This window comes from Cereibacter sphaeroides 2.4.1, from assembly GCF_000012905.2.
Lineage (GTDB): Bacteria > Pseudomonadota > Alphaproteobacteria > Rhodobacterales > Rhodobacteraceae > Cereibacter_A > Cereibacter_A sphaeroides.
In genome coordinates this window covers 806,319-825,804 of the sequence record NC_007493.2, presented here as the reverse complement: position 1 = coordinate 825,804, position 19,486 = coordinate 806,319, and the positions used below count along the sequence as shown (strand labels likewise).

Annotated in this window: 17 protein-coding genes; 13 read left to right on the top strand and 4 right to left on the bottom strand. The window is 69.1% G+C overall.

The genetic code is table 11. From position 1 onward, the window contains the following. Positions 1 to 127: 127 nt before the first annotated feature. From RSP_RS04075 to RSP_RS04045, 7 genes are all read left to right on the top strand, one after another. Positions 128 to 1,123, top strand: coding sequence for a BMP family lipoprotein (locus RSP_RS04075; RefSeq protein WP_002719369.1), 996 nt, complete (start codon positions 128 to 130; stop codon positions 1,121 to 1,123). Beyond that, positions 1,124 to 2,701, top strand: a complete 1,578-nt coding sequence (locus tag RSP_RS04070) for an ABC transporter ATP-binding protein (protein WP_011337315.1) — start codon at positions 1,124 to 1,126, stop codon at positions 2,699 to 2,701. It begins immediately after the preceding gene. Next, positions 2,701 to 3,795, top strand: coding sequence for an ABC transporter permease (locus RSP_RS04065; protein WP_011337314.1), 1,095 nt, complete (start codon positions 2,701 to 2,703; stop codon positions 3,793 to 3,795). The genes RSP_RS04070 and RSP_RS04065 overlap by 1 nt, the downstream gene beginning before the upstream one ends. Further along, positions 3,792 to 4,760 (top strand): ABC transporter permease, encoded by a 969-nt coding sequence (locus RSP_RS04060; protein WP_011337313.1) that lies wholly within the window; start codon positions 3,792 to 3,794, stop codon positions 4,758 to 4,760. Before RSP_RS04065 ends, RSP_RS04060 begins: the two co-directional genes overlap by 4 nt. Before the next feature lies 1 nt (position 4,761). Continuing rightward, complete coding sequence (locus RSP_RS04055) at positions 4,762 to 5,562, top strand: purine-nucleoside phosphorylase (protein ID WP_002719365.1); 801 nt, start codon at positions 4,762 to 4,764, stop codon at positions 5,560 to 5,562. Positions 5,563 to 5,647: 85 nt separating this feature from the next. After that, a complete protein-coding gene (locus tag RSP_RS04050; RefSeq protein WP_011337312.1) occupies positions 5,648 to 6,568 on the top strand; it encodes a sulfite exporter TauE/SafE family protein in 921 nt (306 codons plus the stop codon). Then, a complete protein-coding gene (locus RSP_RS04045; RefSeq protein ID WP_002719363.1) occupies positions 6,565 to 7,323 on the top strand; it encodes a TIGR02186 family protein in 759 nt (252 codons plus the stop codon). The genes RSP_RS04050 and RSP_RS04045 overlap by 4 nt, the downstream gene beginning before the upstream one ends. Positions 7,324 to 7,334: 11 nt before the next feature. Here RSP_RS04045 and RSP_RS04040 read toward each other — a convergent pair whose 3' ends face one another. The 3 genes from RSP_RS04040 to RSP_RS04030 are packed head-to-tail and all read right to left on the bottom strand — an operon-like array spanning position 7,335 to position 9,656. Further along, complete coding sequence (locus tag RSP_RS04040; RefSeq protein ID WP_011337311.1) at positions 7,335 to 8,669, bottom strand: MATE family efflux transporter; 1,335 nt, start codon at positions 8,667 to 8,669, stop codon at positions 7,335 to 7,337. Then, entirely contained in the window at positions 8,662 to 9,168 is a 507-nt protein-coding gene (locus RSP_RS04035) for a PaaI family thioesterase (RefSeq protein WP_011337310.1), read from the bottom strand. The genes RSP_RS04040 and RSP_RS04035 overlap by 8 nt, the downstream gene beginning before the upstream one ends. Continuing rightward, positions 9,165 to 9,656 carry a PaaI family thioesterase gene (locus tag RSP_RS04030; RefSeq protein WP_011337309.1) on the bottom strand — a complete coding sequence of 164 codons (492 nt, stop codon included), beginning with the start codon at positions 9,654 to 9,656 and terminating at the stop codon, positions 9,165 to 9,167. The genes RSP_RS04035 and RSP_RS04030 overlap by 4 nt, the downstream gene beginning before the upstream one ends. A gap of 107 nt (positions 9,657 to 9,763) precedes the next feature. Between RSP_RS04030 and RSP_RS04025 the strand changes: the two genes are divergently transcribed. From RSP_RS04025 to RSP_RS04000, 6 genes are all read left to right on the top strand, one after another. Then, the gene (locus RSP_RS04025) at positions 9,764 to 10,144 is read left to right on the top strand and encodes a MerR family transcriptional regulator (protein WP_002719359.1); all 381 of its coding nucleotides are present in this window, start codon (positions 9,764 to 9,766) and stop codon (positions 10,142 to 10,144) included. Between the two features lie 124 nt (positions 10,145 to 10,268). Further along, positions 10,269 to 10,664, top strand: a complete 396-nt coding sequence (locus tag RSP_RS04020) for a MerR family transcriptional regulator (RefSeq protein ID WP_002719358.1) — start codon at positions 10,269 to 10,271, stop codon at positions 10,662 to 10,664. 18 nt (positions 10,665 to 10,682) lie between these two features. After that, positions 10,683 to 12,458, top strand: coding sequence for an acyl-CoA dehydrogenase C-terminal domain-containing protein (locus RSP_RS04015; protein ID WP_011337307.1), 1,776 nt, complete (start codon positions 10,683 to 10,685; stop codon positions 12,456 to 12,458). Positions 12,459 to 12,484: 26 nt separating this feature from the next. Continuing rightward, a complete protein-coding gene (locus RSP_RS04010) occupies positions 12,485 to 12,928 on the top strand; it encodes a GFA family protein (RefSeq protein WP_011337306.1) in 444 nt (147 codons plus the stop codon). A 70-nt stretch (positions 12,929 to 12,998) separates the two neighbouring features. Further along, complete coding sequence (locus RSP_RS04005) at positions 12,999 to 14,210, top strand: acetyl-CoA C-acetyltransferase (protein ID WP_011337305.1); 1,212 nt, start codon at positions 12,999 to 13,001, stop codon at positions 14,208 to 14,210. Between the two features lie 14 nt (positions 14,211 to 14,224). Continuing rightward, positions 14,225 to 16,426, top strand: a complete 2,202-nt coding sequence (locus RSP_RS04000; protein ID WP_011337304.1) for a 3-hydroxyacyl-CoA dehydrogenase NAD-binding domain-containing protein — start codon at positions 14,225 to 14,227, stop codon at positions 16,424 to 16,426. Between the two features lie 189 nt (positions 16,427 to 16,615). On the opposite strand, the gene gcvP is transcribed toward RSP_RS04000, so the two are convergent. Next, entirely contained in the window at positions 16,616 to 19,486 is a 2,871-nt protein-coding gene (gene gcvP / locus RSP_RS03995) for an aminomethyl-transferring glycine dehydrogenase (RefSeq protein WP_011337303.1), read from the bottom strand.

The window sequence follows — 19,486 nt, the reverse complement described above, 5'->3', positions numbered from 1 at the left end:
GAAGCGCCGCCCGGGCCTCACAGAATCCTGTTGACCCTGTTCCGTCGTTCAGCCCTAGATTGACCCGGACCTGCCGCGACCGGACGGGCAAAGAGCCGGCCGCGCCAACGACAACCGGGAGAGCTCCATGACCCTATTCCAGACCCTTGCCGGCACTGCCGCGGCTCTTGCGCTGACGGCAGGGGCAGCGCTGGCCGATCCGGCGCTGATCTTCGATCTCGGGGGCAAATTCGACAAGTCCTTCAACGAAGCGGCCTTCAACGGGGCCCAGCGGTGGAAGGAGGAAACCGGCGGTTCCTACAAGGAGCTGGAGATGCAGTCCGAGGCCCAGCGCGAGCAGGCGCTGCGCCGGCTGGCCGAGACCGGCTCGAACCCGATCGTGATGACGGGCTTCGCCTTCGGCGAGGTGCTCGACAAGGTGGCGCCCGATTATCCCGACACGAAATTCGCCATCATCGATGCGGTGGTCGAGCAGCCGAACGTCCGCTCGGTCGTCTTCTCCGAGCACGAGGGGTCCTATCTGGTGGGCATGATGGCCGCGATGGCCTCGAAATCGGGCACGGTGGGCTTCGTGGGCGGCATGGACATCCCGCTGATCCGCAAGTTCGCCTGCGGCTATGCGCAGGGCTTCAAGGCGGTGAAGCCCGATGGCAAGATCATCATCAACATGACGGGCACGACGCCCGCGGCCTGGAACGACCCGGTGAAGGGCACCGAGCTGGCCAAGTCTCAGGTCTCGCAGGGGGCGGACGTGATCTATGCCGCCGCAGGCTCGACCGGCATGGGCGTGCTGCAGGCGGCCGCGGACGAGAACGTGCTCTCGATCGGGGTGGACAGCAACCAGAACCACCTGCATCCGGGCAAGGTGCTGACCTCGATGATCAAGCGCGTAGACAATACCGTCTACGAAGCGTTCAAGTCCGGCACCGATCTGGAGACGGGCACAGTGGTGGCCGACCTCAAGGGCGACGGCGTGGGCTATGCGCTCGACGAGAACAATGCCGCGCTCGTCAGCGACGAGATGAAGACCGCCGTCGATGCGGCTGCCGAGAAGATCAAGTCGGGCGAAATCGAGGTCCACGACTACATGACCGACAACACCTGCCCTGCCGCGACCTTCTGAATGGCCGAGCGGCAGGCTCAGGGGCGGCCGGAGGCGGCCGCCCTTCCCCCGGCCATCGAGCTTCGGGGGATCTCGAAGGCCTTCGGGCCGGTGCAGGCGAACCGCGACATCAGCGTGCGGGTCGCGCGCGGCACGATCCACGGCATCGTGGGCGAGAACGGCGCGGGCAAGTCGACGCTCATGTCGATCCTCTACGGCTTCTATCGCGCGGATGCGGGCGAGATCCTGATCGGCGGCCGCCCCACCGCCATTCCCGACAGCCAGAGCGCCATCCGCGCCGGCATCGGCATGGTGTTTCAGCATTTCAAGCTGGTCCCGAATTTCACCGTCCTCGAGAATGTGGTTCTCGGGGCCGAGGAGGGCGCCCTGCTGCGCCCCTCGCTGGCCAAGGCGCGGCGGGAGCTGACGCGGCTTGCCGAGGATTACGAGCTCGACGTCGATCCCGATGCGCTGGTCGAGGATCTGTCGGTGGGCCACCAGCAGCGGGTCGAGATCCTGAAGGCGCTCTACCGGCAGGCCGACATCCTGATCCTCGACGAACCCACGGGTGTGCTGACGCCCGCCGAGGCGGACCATCTGTTCCGCATCCTCAAGGGGCTGAAGGCGCAGGGCAAGACCATCGTCCTCATCACCCACAAGCTGCGCGAGATCATGGAGATCACCGACGAGGTGAGCGTGATGCGTCGCGGCGAGATGGTGGCCACGGTGCGCACCGAGGCCACCAGCCCCGAGGCGCTGGCCGAGCTGATGGTCGGGCGCAAGGTGCTTCTGCGGGTGGACAAGGCGCCCGCCGCGCCGGGGCGGACCGTGCTCGAGATCGAGGATCTGCGGGTGCGCGACGGCCACGGGGTCGAGCGGCTGAAGGGCGTGAACCTCACGCTGCGCGCGGGCGAGATCCTCGGCATCGCGGGCGTGGCGGGCAACGGCCAGTCGGAGCTTCTGGAGCTTCTGGGCGGGATCGCGCAGGGAACGGGCCGGGTGCGACTGAACGGGACCGAGCTCGATCTGTCGGGGCGCGGCTGCAACGGGCGCGCGCGGCGGGCCGCGGGCATCGCCCATGTCCCCGAGGACCGGCAGCATCTGGGCATGATCCTCGATTTCGCCGCTTGGGAGAACGTGGCCTTCGGCTATCAGGATGCCCCCGAATATCGGGCGGGGCGGTTCTTCATGGACAACGATGCGCTTCGGGCCGAGTGCGAGGGCAAGATGGCGCGCTTCGACGTGCGCCCGCCCCTGCCCGCCCTTGCGGGCAAGAACTTCTCGGGCGGCAATCAGCAGAAGCTGATCGTGGCGCGCGAGATCGAGCGCAACCCGGATCTGCTGCTGATCGGCCAGCCCACGCGGGGGGTGGACATCGGCGCCATCGAGTTCATCCACAAGCAGATCGTGGCGCTGCGCGATGCGGGCAAGGCGATCCTTCTGGTGAGCGTCGAGCTCGACGAGATCATGAGCCTCTCGGACCGGATCGCGGTGATGTTCGACGGGCGGATCATGGGCCTGCGCGATCCCGCCCGAACCGACGAGCGCGAGCTGGGCCTGATGATGGCCGGGATGGACGGCACGAGGGGGGCCGCCTGATGGAGAGGATGCCAGCCTGGGCCGATGCGCTTCTCGTGCCGCTGATCTCGCTCGTGGTGGCCTTTGCCATCTCTTCGGGCGTGATCCTCGCCATCGGCGAGAACCCGTGGGAGGCCTTGAAGATCATGGTGACGGGGGCGCTCGGCTCCAGCTACGGCTGGGGCTACACGCTCTATTACGCCACCAACTTCATCTTCACCGGCCTCGCCGTCGCGGTGGCCTTCCATGCGAGCCTGTTCAACATCGGCGGAGAGGGCCAGGCGACGCTCGGCGGGCTCGGCGTGGCGCTGGCCTGCCTCTTCGTGCCCTGGCCGCACTGGTCCTTGGCGCTGATCGGGGCGGCCGCCATGGGCGCGGCCTTGGGCGCGGCCTGGGCAGCCGTGCCCGCCTGGCTTCAGGCCCGGCGCGGCAGCCACATCGTCATCACGACGATCATGTTCAACTTCATCGCCGCCTCGCTTCTGAACTACATCCTCGTCAATGTGCTGCGCCCGACGGGCAGCATGGATCCGGCGACGGCGCGCTTTCCGGGCGCGACCAGCCTGCCCGGCATCGGCGACATGCTGACGGCCGTGGGCATTCCCTTCGCCAAGACCACCCCCGCCAACGTCACCCTCTTCATCGCGCTCGGCGCCTGCTTCCTCGTCTGGGCGCTGATCTGGCGCACGCGGCTCGGCTACGAGATCCGCGCCTTCGGCAAGTCCGAGAAGGCCGCCGTCTATGCCGGGATCTCGCCCGTCCGCATCACCATGCTCGCCATGCTGATCTCGGGCGCGCTCGCGGGGCTGATGACGATCAACAATGTGATGGGCGAGGCCGAGCGGCTGGTGCTGAACTCGGTCGAGGGGGCGGGCTTCATCGGCATCGCGGTGGCGCTGATGGGCCGGTCCCATCCGTTCGGCGTGCTGCTCGCGGCGCTCCTCTTCGGCTTCCTCTATCAGGGCGGCGCCGAGCTCGCGCTCTGGACCTCGATCCCGCGCGAGCTCATCACCGTGATCCAGGCGCTGGTGATCCTCTTCACCGGCGCGCTCGACAACATGGTGCGCCAGCCGGTCGAGGCCCTGTTCCTGCGCGCGCGGAAGGGGGCGAAATGATGGATCTGCCGACCCTCCTTCAGATCCTCGATTCCACCATCCGGCTCGGGACGCCGCTGCTTCTCGCCTGCCTCGCCGGGCTCTTCTCCGAGCGGGCGGGCATCTTCGACATCGGGCTCGAGGGCAAGATGCTGGCGGCGGCCTTCCTGTCCGCCGCCGTGGCCTTCGTCACGGGCTCGGTCTGGCTCGGGCTCATTGCAGGCATCGTGGCCTCGCTGCTGATGTCGGCGATCCACGGGCTCGCCTCGATCACCTTCCGCGGCAATCAGCTGATCTCCGGCGTGGCGATCAACTTCCTCGCCTCCGGCCTGACGGTGCTGCTCGGACAATACTGGTTCGCGCTCGGCGGCCGCACGCCCTCGCTCGAGGGGGCCGCGCGCTTCGCGCCGATCACGCTGCCCTTCGCGGAAGAGCTGCGCGGCGTGCCGGTGCTGGGGCCGATCTATCGCGAGCTGATCTCGGGCCATACGGCGCTGGTCTACATTGCGCTGCTCGCGGTGCCCGCGTCCTGGTGGCTCCTCTACCGCACGCGCTTCGGCCTGAGGCTGCGCGCGGTGGGCGAGAACCCGGCCGCCGTCGACACGGCGGGCGTGTCCGTCGTGGCCATCCGCTATGCGGCGGTGGCGATCTGCGGGCTCCTCACCGGGCTCGCCGGCGCCTATCTGGCCTGCAGCCTCTCGGCGGGCTTCGTGAAGGAGATGACCGCGGGGCGCGGCTATATCGCGCTCGCGGCCCTCATCTTCGCCAAGTGGCGTCCCTGGCAGGCGCTGGGGGCCACCATGCTCTTCGGCCTGCTCGAGGCGGTCGCCAACCGCTATCAGTCGCTCAATCTCTGGGGTCTGCCGCTTCCGGTGCAGTTCATGCAGGCGCTTCCCTACATTCTCACGGTCATCATCCTCGCCGGGTTCGTCGGCAAGGCGATCCCGCCGCGCGCGGGCGGCCAACCCTATGTGAAGGAACGCTGAGATGCAGGTCGAACGGCTCGCAAGCCTGATCCGCGCCCGGGCGGGGCACCAGCCGGTGCGGCTCGGCCTCGTGCTGGGCTCGGGCCTCGGCCATCTGGCGGAGGCCGTCGAGGGCGTGTCGCTGCCCTACGAGGAGCTGGCGGGTTTCCCCGAGGCCGGCGTCTCGGGCCATCAGCCGCGGCTCGTGGTGGGCGACCTCGAAGGGGTGCGGGTCGCGGTCTTCGGCGGCCGGGCGCATTACTACGAGAGCGGCAATCCGGCCGCCATGCGGGTGCCGCTCGCGGTGCTGAAGCATCTGGGCGCCGAGGCGCTGATCGCGACCAATGCCGCGGGCAGCCTGCGGGCCGACCTGCCGCCGGGCAGCCTCATGCTGCTGTCGGACCACATCAACCTCTCGGGCGCGAACCCGCTGATCGGTGAGCCGTCGGAGGCGCGCTTTGTGCCGATGACGGATGCGCACGACCCCGACCTCCGCGCCCGGCTGCGCGCGGCCGCCGAAGCGGCGGGCGTGCCGCTCGGCGAGGGCGTCTATGCCTGGTTCTCGGGGCCCTCGTTCGAGACCCCGGCCGAGATCCGCATGGCGCGGGTTCTGGGCGCCGATGCGGTCGGCATGTCGACCGTGCCCGAGGTGATCCTCGCACGCTTCCTCGGGCTGAAGGTCGCGGCCATCTCGACCGTCACCAACATGGGCGCGGGCCTCTCGGACGAGGCCATCAGCCACGAACACACCAAGGCCATGGCGCCGCTCGGGGCCGCCAAGCTCGAGACGCTGCTCAGGGAATTCCTCCGCCGCCTGCGATGAGGGACGCCCGCGCCCCCGTCATTTGACAAGCCATGCCACAGCGCGCATGTCTTGAGCACGTCCCCTCCCCCCCGCGAACGGCCCCATGCAGCTTTACCTGCCCATCGCCGAGGTATCGGTCAATATCTTCCTCCTCCTCGGGCTCGGCGGGATCGTCGGCTTCATGTCCGGCATGTTCGGCGTGGGAGGAGGCTTTCTCATCACGCCGCTCTTGTTCTTCATCGGCATTCCGCCGGCCGTGGCGGTGGCGACCGGCGCCAATCAGGTGGTGGCCTCGTCCGTCTCGGGAGTGCTCGCGCAACTCAAGCGCAAGACGGTCGATTTCCGCATGGGCCTCGTGCTGCTGGCGGGAGGCGTGGCGGGATCGGCCTTCGGCGTGGCGGTCTTCGCCCGGCTGAACACGCTGGGGCAGGTCGATCTCTTCGTCCAGCTGTCCTACGTCCTGTTCCTCGGCCTCGTGGGTGCGCTCATGCTGCAGGAGAGCGTGCGCGCCCTCCGCCGTGCCCGGCGCCCCGATGCGCCCGTCAAGCGCGCGCGCCAGCACGGCTGGGCGCACAAGATGCCCTTCAAGATGAAGTTCCGTGCCTCGGGGCTCTATATCTCGGTGATCCCCCCGCTGATGGTCGGGGCCTTCGTGGGCTTTCTCGCCGCCATCATGGGCGCGGGGGGCGGCTTCATCATGGTGCCGGCCATGATCTACCTGCTGGGTATGCCCACCAAGATCGTGATCGGCACCTCGCTCTTCCAGATCATCTTCGTCACCGCCTTCACCACTGTCATGCATGCCGTCACCAGCCAGACCGTCGATATGGCGCTGGCCTTCCTGTTGATCGTGGGCGGTGTGGTGGGGGCTCAGATCGGCGCGCGGATCGGGGTGCGCCTGCGGGCCGAGCAGCTGCGCATCCTTCTCTCGCTTCTCGTGCTGGCCGTCTGCGGCAAGATCGCGGCGGATCTTCTGATCCGCCCGAACGAGCTCTACAGCCTCACCGTGGGGGTGCTGCCGTGATCCGCCTGCTCGTCCTGATCCTCGCCCTCTGCGCCCCGGCCGCGCTGGCGCAGGACGAGCGCATCGTGCTCGGCCTGTCCGAGACGCGGGTGGCGATCACCGCCGACTTTCAGGGATCGCAGATCATGATCTATGGCGCGGTGCAGCGCTACAGCCCCGAGCCCGACGGCGATCTCGGCGTGATCGTCACGGTCTCGGGCCCGCCCACGCAGGTCATGGTGCGCAAGAAGGAGCGCCGCCTCGGCATCTGGATCAACCGCGAGAAGGTGCGGATCGGCCGCGCGCCGAGCTTCTATGCGGTGGCCACGTCGGGTCCGATCGGCGAGGTGCTCTCGGCCACCGACAATCTGCGCTACAAGATCACCATCCCGCGCGCGATCCGCGCCATCGGCATCAGCGCACAGGCCGAGAATGCGCCGAGCTTCGTCGAGGCGCTGGAGCGGATCCGCACCCGCGAGGACCGGTATGTGATGGCCGAGGGCATGGTGCGGGTGACGGGGGGCACGCTCTTCCGCACCGACGTGCAGCTGCCCGCGAACCTGATCGAAGGCAATTACGACGTGCGGGTGTTTCTCACCCGCGACGGCCATGTGGTCGACATGTTCGAGGATTCGATCGGCGTGCAGAAGGCGGGGGTCGAGCGCTTCATCCATGCGCTCGCCCACGAGCAGCCTCTGATCTACGGGCTCCTGTCGCTCGTGATGGCCGTGGCCGCGGGCTGGGGCGCCTCGGCCGCCTTCCGTTTCGTGCGCTGACCCTCGGCGGGTCAGACGCGCGCCGCCGACCGCTCTACCCGCGGATAGAGAAGGGCCATGGTGACGCCGCGGGCCGCGTTCAGGACCGCGAGCGCGGCCCAGAGCCCATGGTTGCCGAGGAGCGGCACGAAGAGCAGCAGAGCCAGCCCGTAGAGTGTGACCGAAACGATGATGGCCTGCATCATCTCGCGCGTCCGGGTGGCGCCGATGAAGATGCCGTCGAAGATCCAGCTCGCCACCCCGATCAGCGGCGCGGCAACGAGCCAGGGCAGATAGGCCCGGGCCTCGGCCCGCACCTCGGGCGCGGTCGAGATCAGGTCGATGACCGCCGGGCCGAAGAGCGCGATCCCGAGCGCGATCAACGCGGCCCCGCCCGCGCCCCACTGGCCGAGCATGATCGAGGCCCGCCGCACCCGGCCGACCGAGCGCGCGCCCACCGCCTGCCCGACCAGCGCCTCGGCCGCGAAGGCGAATCCATCCAGCGCATAGGCCGAGACCTCGAGGAACTGCAGAAGCACCTGGTTCGCGGCCAGCGTCACGTCGCCGAAACCCGCGCCGAGGAAGACGAAGGCGGTGAAGCTGCCCTGAAGCAGCACCGAACGGATCATGATGTCCCGGTTCACGCCCAGCATCCGCCGGATCGCCTCGGCATCGGCGAGGCGCGCGCGCGCCGCGGCCAGCACCGGGCCGAAGGCGTCGCGGCAGAGCCAGAGCCCGAGCGCGAGGCCCGTCCATTCCGCGATCAGCGTGGCCACCGCCACGCCGCCCACGCCATAGCCCAGCCCCAGCACGAACAGCAGGTCGAGCCCGATGTTCAGCCCGTTCATCCAGAGCTGGAGGACGAGGATGCCCCGCGTCCGCTCGAGCGCCACGAGCCAGCCGGTGACGGCATAGAGGCCGATGGTCGCGGGCGCCCCCCAGATCCGGATCGAGAGATAGGTGCGCGTCAGCGCCTCGACCTCGGCCGAGGCGGGCGCCACGCGGAAGGTGGCCCAGATCACCGGCAGCTGCAGCAGGATGAAGCAGAGCCCGGCCGCGAGCCCGATCAGAAGCGAGCGCAGGAGGATGGCCGACCGTTCGGCCTCATCGCCCGCGCCATGGGCCTGTGCGGCCAGCCCCGAGGTGCCCATGCGCAGGAAGGAGAAGATCCAGTAGAGCGTGGCCAGCACCACGGCGCCGAGCCCCACCGCCCCGATGGGGGCCGCCTGCCCGAGCTGGCCCACCACGCCTGTGTCGACCGCGCCCAGCAGCGGCACGGTCGCGTTCGAGATCACGATGGGCAGCGCCATCCGCAGGATGCGGGCATGGGTGAGCTCGGGCGGCGCGACCGCCGGGGTGTCAGTCATTCCGCGCAGGCATCAGGAAGTGCCCCGTGGCCTGTGCGAAGGGCCGCAGGCGGTTGTCCTGCCAGGCCTCGACATGGACGCTGGCATAGCGGCGGCCCGAGCGGTTCACCCGCGCCCGCGCATAGGCGTCGCGCGGCAGGCCGGAGCGGAGGTAATCCACGGTGAAATCGATCGTCTTCGGCAGCCGCGGCAGCCGGGCCTCGATCTGGTCGGGATCGAGCCGCCCCTGCTCCATCTCGTGCCAGAGGACCGACCAGGAGAGCTCGATGATGGAGGCCACCTCGAGGAAGGCCGCCGTCACGCCGCCGTGGATCGCGGGCAGCATCGGATTGCCGATCAGCTTCTCGTCGAAGGGCAGGACGGCTGTCAACTCGTCGCCGCGCCGGTCGAACTGGATGCCGAGATAGGTGATGTAGGGCACCCCCGAGACGAGCGCGCGCAGCGCCGCATCGCGCCGCTGCTTGACCACCTGGACGGGTTCGGGCTGGGCGCGGGTCATTCGGCGGTCCTCCCGGCTTCGGCGGCGCCCGCCACGGCCGCGGTGGCGCGGGCCGGATCCCCGGCCGCGGCACGCGCGCGCTCGACCGTGAAGGCGCCGGTCGCGGTGGCGACGGGGCGCGTCTCGTCCTCGTCGGTGGCCACGGCCCGCACGAAGGCCACGGTCCGGGTGACATGGTAGCACTCCGCCACCGCCCGGATGCGCTGGCCGGGCGCCGCGGGGCGCATGTAGTCGATGCGCAGATCGAGCGTGGCCGTGGTGGCCCCGGCCTCGGGATGCGACATGACGGCGGCCCCGCTCGCCGTGTCCATCAGCGCCGAGACCGCGCCGCCATGGATCACCCCCGTCGACGGGTCGCCCACGAAGCGCGCGTCCCATGGCATCGAGATGACCGCCCGGCCCGCGCCGATCTCGTCGACCTGCATGGCGAGCGCGCGAGAGTGCGGAATGGCCTCGATGAACTGGCGGGCGAGCGCGATGTCGGTCATGGGTCACCTTCTTCAGGGGCCTGCATAATCGCCCATCGCGCGCGGGCCGCAAGGCCAGATTGCACCCGCCGGACCGACGGCTTACGGTGCGGCCACGGAGGAAGCCCATGTCCGATACCCGTCTCACCTTCAAGGAAATGTGCGCCCGGTTCGACGTCACGCCGCGGACCCTGCGCTACTACGAATATATCGAGCTTCTGCAGCCCGAGAAGGAGGGCCGAGCCCGCTTCTATGGCCCGCGCGAGATCGCGCGGATGACCCTGATCCTGCGCGGGCGCCGTTTCGGGTTCGGGCTCGAGGAGATCCGCCAGTGGCTGCTCATCTACCAGCAGAAGGGCACCCGGCCGCAGCTCGAGGCGTGGATCGAGATGGCCGACCGACAGCTCAAGGAACTGGCCCGGCAGAGGGCGGAACTCGAGGTCGCGATCGCCGATCTGCAGGCTCTTCGGGACTCGACGGCGGCGGAACTGGCGGCCCCCGGAAGCTGACACAGCGTCACGCGGCGATCTGACGTCACGTCACGTTTACGTCAACGTCAAGCACTCTGGTATCTCTGTCCGGGCGATCCATCTGGAAGGCTGTCGAAGCCCGTCCAGAGCCTGCGAGAGAGTGATGACCAGCGACGTGATGACCATCCGCGAGATGTGCGACGCCTATGACGTGACGCCGCGCACGCTGAGATTTTACGAGTCGAAAGAGCTGCTGTTCCCGATCCGGGACGGCACGCGCCGCCTTTTCACGCGGCGCGACCGCGCGCGGCTGAAGCTGATCCTGCGCGGCAAGCGCTTCGGCTTCAGCCTCGAGGAGATCCGCCAGCTTCTCGACCTCTACGACCGCGACGGCAGCCAGGAACTGCAACTGGCGCGCACCTATCAGGTGGCCCAGCAGCGGCTGGAGCAGATGGAGCGGCAGCGCGCCGAGCTCGATGAGGCGATCGCGGAGCTGAAGGACCAACTGGCCTGGGGCGAGGAGGCGCTGGCCGCCTTCCGCCGCGCTGCGGCCGAATAACGGCAAAGGGGGGAACGAATGCCGATCTACAATGCGCCCGTGACCGACATGCAGTTCATCCTGCACGAGGTGCTGAAGGTCTCCGGCTCGGGGATCCCGGGCTATGACGAGCTGGAGCCCGACTTCACCTCCGCCGTGCTGGAAGAGGCGGGCAAGCTCGCCCGCGATGTGCTGGCGCCGCTCAACCGCGTGGGCGACATGCAGGGCTGCCGGCTGGAGAATGGCGTGGTGCGCACGCCCGAGGGCTTCGCCGAGGCCTTCGCCCAGCTCAAGGAAGGCGGCTGGACCGCGCTCGACTGCGACCCGGAGTATGGCGGTCAGGGCCTGCCCTATGTGATGCAGACGGCGGTGGGCGAGATCTTCGTCTCGGCCAACATGGCCTTCAACATGTATCAGGGCCTGACCCACGGCGCCTATTCCGCGATCCATGCCCACGGCACCGAGGAGCAGAAGCGCACCTGGCTGCCGAAGATGGTCACCTGCGACTGGACCGGCACCATGAACCTGACCGAGCCCCATGCGGGCACGGATCTCGGCATGATGCGCACCAAGGCCGAGCCGCAGGAGGATGGCTCCTATCTCGTTACCGGCGAGAAGATCTTCATCTCGGCGGGCGACCATGATCTCGCCGAGAACATCGTGCACCTCGTGCTGGCCAAGGCCCCGGGCGGCGGCGAGGGGACGAAGGGCGTCTCGCTCTTCATCGTGCCGAAATATCTGGTGAACCCGGACGGCTCGCTGGGCGAGCGCAACAACGTCACTGTCGGCAAGATCGAGCACAAGATGGGCATTCACGGCAATGCCACCTGCGTGCTGAACTACGACGGCGCGAAGGGCTGGCTACTGGGCGAGCTTCACAAGGGGATGCGCGCCATGTTCACGATGATGAACGAGGCGCGCCTCGGCGTGGGGCTGCAGGGCTACGCCGTGGCCGAGACCGCCTATCAGAATGCGGTGGCCTACGCCCGCGACCGGCTGCAGGGCCGCTCGCTCTCCGGTCAGGGCACGACGGCCGGTCCGGCCGATCCGCTGATCGTCCATCCCGACATCCGCCGCAACCTGATGGACCAGAAGAGCTTCGTCGAGGGCGCGCGCGCGCTGACCTTCTGGGGCGCGCAGCTCATCGACCGCTCGGTGCGGCAGGGGGATGCCGAGGCCGAGGGGCTGATCTCGCTGCTGACGCCGGTCATCAAGGGCTTCCAGACCGACAAGGGTCTGGAAAGCGCGGTGGCCGCGCAGCAGGTCTGGGGCGGGCACGGCTATGTCGAGGAGAACGGCATGAGCCAGTTCGTCCGCGACGCGCGGATCGCCATGATCTACGAGGGCGCGAACGGCATTCAGGCGCTCGACCTCGTGGGGCGCAAGCTCGCGGCAGAGGGCGGCAAGCCCGCGATGGCCTTCTTCCAGATGATCCGCAGCTTCCTCAAGGAGAACGAGGAGGATGCCCGGCTGAAAGGCTTCCTCGAGCCGCTGAAGCAGGCCTCGAAGGACACCCAGAAGGCCGCCATGTTCTTCGCCGAGAAGGGGATGAAGAACCCCGACGAGGCGCTGGCAGGTTCCTACGACTTCATGACCATGATGGGGCATCTCTGCCTCGGCTACATGTGGGCGCAGATGGCCAGGGCCGCGATGGCGGCGCTCGATTCGGGCCGCGGCGACCGCGACGCGCTCGAGGCCAAGATCGCGACGGGCCGCTATTACATGGCGCGGCACCTGCCCGCGACCGCGCTGCATCTGGCGCGGATCGAGAGCGGGGCGGAGCCGGTGATGGGACTGCCCGCCGAAGCCTTCTGAAGCACGGATTGGCCGGGGAGGGACCGATGCGCGAGGGATGGAGAGACGAGCCCGCCGCCCGCGGCGGGTGCCAGTGCGGCAGGGTGCGCTACAGCGTTCCCGCCGGGCCGAAGAAATCGACGGTCTGCCACTGCCGCATGTGCCAGCGCGCGACGGGCAACGCCTTCGCGCCGCTCCTCGAAGTGCCAACCGCCGACGTGGTCTGGGAAGGCACCCCCGCCGTCTGGGCCTCGTCCTCGGTGGCCGAGCGCGGCTTCTGCGCCACCTGCGGCACCCCCCTCTTCTATCGCAGCGACGAGACGACCGAACTGATGGCGGGCACGCTGGCGGGCTTCGACTTCCGCCCCATCGCCAACCACGGGATCGAGGGCCGCGTGGGCTGGCTCGGCGGTCTCGCGGCCCTGCCCGACCGGGCCACGCGGCCCGAGCTTCTGAGCCGGGTCGTCTCGCATCAGGCCCCCGACGAATGACGCGGCGCGCCCCCGCGGCGCGCGCACCGACCACGAGAGCCGGATCCCGACATCCGGCCGAGGAGGACAGATGACGGAAGCCTATATCTACGACGCCCTGCGCACCCCGCGCGGCAAGGGCCGGCCCGACGGCGCGCTGCATGAGGTGACCTCGGTCGCGCTGTCGGCGAAGGTGCTGAACGCGGTCAAGGAGCGCAACCATCTCGACGGCGCCGCGGTCGAGGATGTGATCTGGGGCAATGCCACGCAGGTGGGCGAACAGGGCGGCTGCCTCGCGCGCTCGGCGGTGCTGCTCTCGGATCTCGACGAGTCGATCCCCGGCCTCTCGATCAACCGCTTCTGTGCAAGCGGGATGGAGGCGGTGAACCTCGCCGCGAACCAAGTGCGCGCCGGGGCGGGCGAGGCCTATATCGCGGGCGGCGTCGAGATGATGAGCCGCGTCGCCATGGGCTCGGACGGGGCGGCGGTGGCGGCGGACCCTTCTCTCGCCATGAAGACCTATTTCGTGCCGCAGGGCATCTCGGCCGACATCATCGCGACCCGCTACGGCTTCAGCCGCGACGAGGCCGATGCGCTGGCGGTGGAAAGCCAGAAGCGCGCCGCCGCGGCCTGGGCCGAGGGCCGCTTCGCCCGGTCGGTCGTGCCGGTGCGCGACCAGAACGGCGTGACGATCCTCGAGCGCGACGAATATCTGCGGCCCAACACCGACATGCAGTCGCTGGGCGCGCTGAAGCCCGCCTTCAAGGAGATGGGCGAACAGATGCCGGGCTTCGACAAGCTCGCGCTGATGAAATATCCCGAGCTGGAGCGGGTCGAGCATATCCACCACGCCGGCAATTCCTCGGGCATCGTGGACGGGGCGGCGGCCGTGCTGATCGGCAGCCGTGCCTTCGGCGAGGCCCATGGCCTGCGCCCGCGCGCGCGCATCCGCGCCACCGCGAAGATCGGCACCGACCCTACGATCATGCTGACGGGTCCGGTGCCGGTGACCCAGAAGATCCTGCGCGAGGCCGGGATGCAGATCTCGGACATCGATCTCTTCGAGGTGAACGAGGCCTTCGCGGCGGTCGTGCTGCGCTTCCAGCAGGCCTTCGGCGTGGATCCCGCGCGCGTGAACCCGAACGGCGGCGCCATCGCCATGGGCCACCCGCTGGGCGCGACCGGCGCCATCATCATCGGCACGCTCCTCGACGAACTCGAGCGCACCGACCGCTCGGTGGGCCTCGCCACGCTCTGCGTGGCCTCGGGCATGGGCGCCGCCACCATCATCGAACGCGTCTGAGGGAGGGCCACCAGATGACCGATTTCACCAGCCGGACCGACGCGGACGGGGTCTGCACCATCACCTGGGACGTGCCGGGCAAGTCGATGAACGTCATGTCGATGGCGGGATTTGCCGAGCTCGACGGGCTGATCGCCGCGGCGCTCGGCGATCCGTCTGTCAAGGGCGTGATCCTCACCTCGGGCAAGAAGGACTTTGCCGCGGGGATGGATCTCAATGTCATCGCCCGCATGAAGGAGGAAGGCGGCGACGATCCGGCCCGGGCCGTGTTCGAGGGCGTGATGGAGATGCATGCCGTCCTGCGCCGGATCGAGCGCGCGGGCATGGATCCGAAGACGCTGAAGGGGGGCAAGCCCATCGTGGCGGCCCTGCCCGGCACCGCCCTGGGCCTGGGGCTCGAGCTGCCGCTGGCCTGCCACCGCATCATCGCGGCCGACAATCCCAAGGCCAAGATCGGCCTGCCCGAGATCATGGTGGGGATCTTCCCCGGCGGCGGCGGCACGACGCGGCTCGTCCGCAGGCTCGGCGCCATGATGGCGGCTCCCCTCCTCCTCGAGGGCAAGCTGAACGATCCCAAGGGCGCCAAGGCCATGGGTGTCGTCGACGAGGTGGTGCCGGCCGATCAGCTGCTCCCGCGGGCGAAGGAATGGGTGCTCGGCGCGAAGGACGCGGATCTGGTGAAGCCGTGGGACGCCAAGGGCTACAAGATGCCTGGCGGCGCGCCCTACCATCCGGCGGGCTTCATGACCTTCGTCGGCGCCTCGGCCATGGTGACGGGCAAGACGATGGGCGTCTATCCGGCGGCCAAGGGCCTGCTCGCCGCGGTCTACGAGGGCGCGCTCGTGCCCTTCGACACCGCGCTGAAGATCGAGGCGCGCTGGTTCACCCATGTGCTGATGAATCCCTCCTCGTCGGCGATGATCCGGTCGCTCTTCATCAACAAGGAGGCGCTGGAGAAGGGCGCCGTCCGCCCTGCCCTGCCCGACCAGTCGGTCCGGAAGCTGGGCGTGATCGGGGCGGGCATGATGGGCGCGGGCATCGCCCATGTCGCGGCCAATGCGGGCATCGAGGTCGTGCTGATCGACGCGACGCAGGAGGCGGCCGACCGCGGCAAGTCCCATTCGGAAGGTCTCCTCGACAAGGGGATGAAGCGGGGCAAGGTCTCGGCCGAGAAGAAGGCCGAGGTGCTGGGCCGGATCGCCGCCACCACCGACTATGCGGCCCTCTCGGGCTGCGATCTGATCGTCGAGGCGGTGTTCGAGGATCCCGCGGTGAAGGCCGAGGTCACTCAGAAGGTCGAGGCCGCGGTCGGGCCCGACTGTATCTTCGCAACCAACACCTCGACCCTGCCGATCTCGGGGTTGGCCAAGGCGAGCCGCGATCCGGCGCAGTTCATCGGCATCCATTTCTTCTCGCCCGTGGACAAGATGATGCTGGTCGAGATCATCCGCGGCAAGGCCACCGGCGACCGCGCCGTGGCCAAGGCGCTCGATTTCGTGCGCCAGATCCGCAAGACGCCCATCGTCGTCCACGATGCGCGCTTCTTCTACGCCAACCGCTGCATCATCCCCTACCTCAACGAGGGGATCCGCATGGTGGCCGAAGGCGTGGCGCCCGCGCTGATCGAGAATGCGGCGAAGCTGGTGGGGATGCCGCTCGGCCCCCTTCAGCTGGTGGACGAAACCTCGATCGACCTCGGGGTGAAGATCGCCAAGGCCACGAAGGCCGCCCTGGGCGAGGCCTATCCGGACGCGGCGGTGGATGCGGTGATCTTCCCGCTGGCGGACGAGGGGCGGCTCGGCCGCAAGGCGGGCGCGGGCTTCTATGCCTACGACGCCGCCGGCAAGCGCGAAGGTCTCTGGCCGGGCCTCGCCGACCGCTGGCCGCAGGCCGAGGCGCAGCCCGAGCTTGCCGAGGTGCAGCACCGGCTTCTCTTCGCGCAGGTGCTCGAGGCGGTGCGCGCGCTCGAGGAGGGCGTGCTGACCGACATCCGCGAGGGCGACGTGGGCGCCATTCTCGGCTGGGGCTTCGCGCCCTGGTCGGGCGGCCCGTTCAGCTGGCTCGACATGATCGGCGCGCCGCGCGCGGTGGAGATCTGCGAGGGGCTGGCCGAGCGTCACGGCAGCCGCTTCGCGCCGCCGAAGCTGCTGGTCGAGATGGCCGGCAAGGGCGAGAGCTTCTACGCCCGCTTCGCACCGCAGGCCCGCGCGGCCTGACGGGCGGCCTTTCGGGAGACGGAATGCCGTCTCCCGAACCCGCCGGAGGCCGCAGGGCCGCCCGCTCCCGGGCCGCGGAGGCTCGGAGGCTCGGAGGCTGGGATTGCCGAGGGGCCGATGCCCGAAGGTTGCCGACACGAGAAAGGGCGGGGAACTCCCCGCCCTTTTCCGTCTTTCAGGAGGCCCAAGCTATTGTGCGGCGATGCTGTAGCTTTCCACCGGCGGACAGGTGCAGACGAGGTTGCGGTCGCCCCACGCATTGTCGACGCGGCCGACGGGCGGCCAGTATTTGTCGACCCGGAACGAGCCCGGCGGGAAGCAGCCCTGCTCGCGCGGATATTTGCGATCCCAGTCCGCCACCAGATCCTCGACCGTATGCGGCGCATGGCGCAGCGGGCTGTCCGCCGCGGCGATCTCGCCCTCCTCGACCGCGCGGATCTCCTCGCGGATCGCCAGGAGCGCCGCCACGAACCGGTCGATCTCGGCCTTGGTCTCGGATTCCGTGGGCTCGACCATCAGCGTCCCCGGCACGGGCCAGCTCATGGTCGGCGCGTGGAAGCCGTTGTCGATCAGCCGCTTGGCGATATCGTCCACCGTCACGCCCGCCTCGGCGAAGGGCCGGGTGTCGAGGATGCACTCGTGGGCCACGCGCCCGCGATTGCCCATGAACAGCACCTTGTAGGCCCCGCGCAACCGCGCCGCGATATAGTTTGCGTTCAGGATCGCGACCCGCGTCGCCTGCGTGAGCCCCTCGCCGCCCATCATCAGGCAATAGGCCCAGGAGATGAGCAGGATCGAGGCCGAGCCATAGGGCGCGGCCGAGACCGGCCCCTCGTCGGCCGCCTCGTCATGGCCTCCGGTCAGCGGCCCCGTCACCTCGGGATGGCCCGGCAGGTACGGCGCGAGATGCGCCTTGACCCCGATGGGCCCCATGCCGGGGCCGCCGCCGCCATGCGGAATGGCGAAGGTCTTGTGCAGGTTCAGGTGGCTCACATCGCCGCCGATGGCGCCCGGCTGCACGAGGCCCACCATCGCGTTCATGTTGGCCCCGTCGATATAGACCTGACCGCCGTGCTCGTGGGTGATGCGGCAGACCTCGCGCACCGTCTCCTCGAAGACGCCGTGGGTCGAGGGATAGGTGATCATGCAGGCCGCGAGCCGGTCGCCCGCCGCCGCCGCCTTGTCGCGAAAATCCTCGAGATCGACGTCGCCGTTCGGCGCCGACTTCACCACGACCACCTTCATCCCTGCCATCTGCGCCGAGGCCGGGTTGGTGCCATGCGCCGAGACCGGGATGAGGCAGATCGTGCGCTCCGCGTCGCCCCGCGCCCGGTGATAGGCGAGGATGGTGAGAAGCCCCGCATATTCGCCCTGCGCGCCCGAGTTCGGCTGCATCGACATGGCGTCGTAGCCGGTGATCCGGCAGAGCCGCTGGGCCAGATCGCCGATGGCCTCGTGATAGCCCGCGGCCTGATCGGCCGGCGCGAACGGATGCAGCGTGCCGAATTCGGGCCAGGTGATGGGCATCATCTCGGCGGCGGCATTCAGCTTCATCGTGCAGGAGCCAAGCGGGATCATCGCCCGGTCCAGCGCGAGGTCGCGGTCCGAAAGGCGGCGCATGTAGCGCATCATCTCGGATTCCGCCCGGTTCATCTGGAAGACCGGATGCGAGAGATAGCCGGTCTCGCGCAGGAGCGGCTCGGGGAAGCCCAAGCCCACCTTCGCGGGGGCGGGCTCGTGGATCCCGAAGGCATCGAGCACGCGCGCGATCACGCCGGCATCGGTCGTCTCGTCGAGCGAGATCCCCACCCGGTCGCGGCCCACCTTGCGCAGGTTGATGCCCCGGTGACGCGCAGCGGCGAGGATCCCCGCCTGCCCCACGCCCACCTCGACGGTGATCGTGTCGAAGAAGGCCTCGGGGCTGACGCGGGCTCCCGCCTCCTTCAGCGCGGTCGCGAGGCGGACGGTGTTCAGATGCACCCGCTCGGCGATGGCGCGGAGGCCGCGGGGGCCGTGGAAGACGGCATAGAAGCTCGCCATGACCGCCAGAAGCGCCTGCGCGGTGCAGACGTTCGAGGTGGCCTTCTCGCGGCGGATATGCTGCTCGCGGGTCTGGAGGGCGAGGCGATAGGCCTTGTTGCCGCGCGCATCGACCGAAACGCCGACGAGCCGGCCGGGCATCGACCGTTTCAGATCGTCCTTGCAGGACATGAAGGCCGCATGCGGACCGCCGTAGCCCATCGGCACGCCGAACCGCTGGCTCGAGCCGATGGCGATGTCGGCGCCCATCGCGCCCGGCTCCTTGAGGAGGCAGAGCGCCAGAAGGTCGGTCGCCACCACGGCCAGCGCCTTCGCCTCGTGCAGCGCCGCAATATCGCGGGTGAAGTCGCGCACGAGCCCGTAAGTGCCGGGATACTGGAACAGCGCGCCGAACACATCCTCGGGCACGAGCTGCGCGGGATGGCCCACGATCACCTCGATGCCCAGCGGCTCGGCGCGGGTGCGGATGACCGAGATCGTCTGCGGATGGCAGTCGGCATCGACGAAGAAGGCCCGCGCCTTCGACTTCGAGGCCCGCTCGGCCATGGTCATGGCCTCGGCCGCCGCCGTCGCCTCGTCGAGAAGCGAGGCATTGGCGACCGGCAGGCCGGTGAGGTCCGCGACCATGGTCTGGTAGTTCAAGAGCGCCTCGAGCCGCCCCTGCGCGATCTCGGGCTGGTAGGGCGTATAGGCCGTGTACCAGGCCGGATTCTCGAGGATGTTGCGCTGGATGGCAGGCGGCGTGACCGTGCCGTAATAGCCCTGCCCGATGAGCGAGGTCATCACGCGGTTCTTGGCAGCCACCTCGCGCATCCGGGCGAGCAGCTCATGCTCGGCGAGCGGCGCCCAGTCGAGCGGCGTCTCCTGCCGGATCGAGGCGGGCACCGTCTCCTCGATCAGCTGGTCGAGCGAGGACACCCCCACCACGCGCAGCATCTCTTCCATTTCGGAGGGCGATGGGCCGATGTGCCGGCGGTTGGCGAAATCGTAGGCGTTATAGTCCGTGGGGGTGAAGCTCAT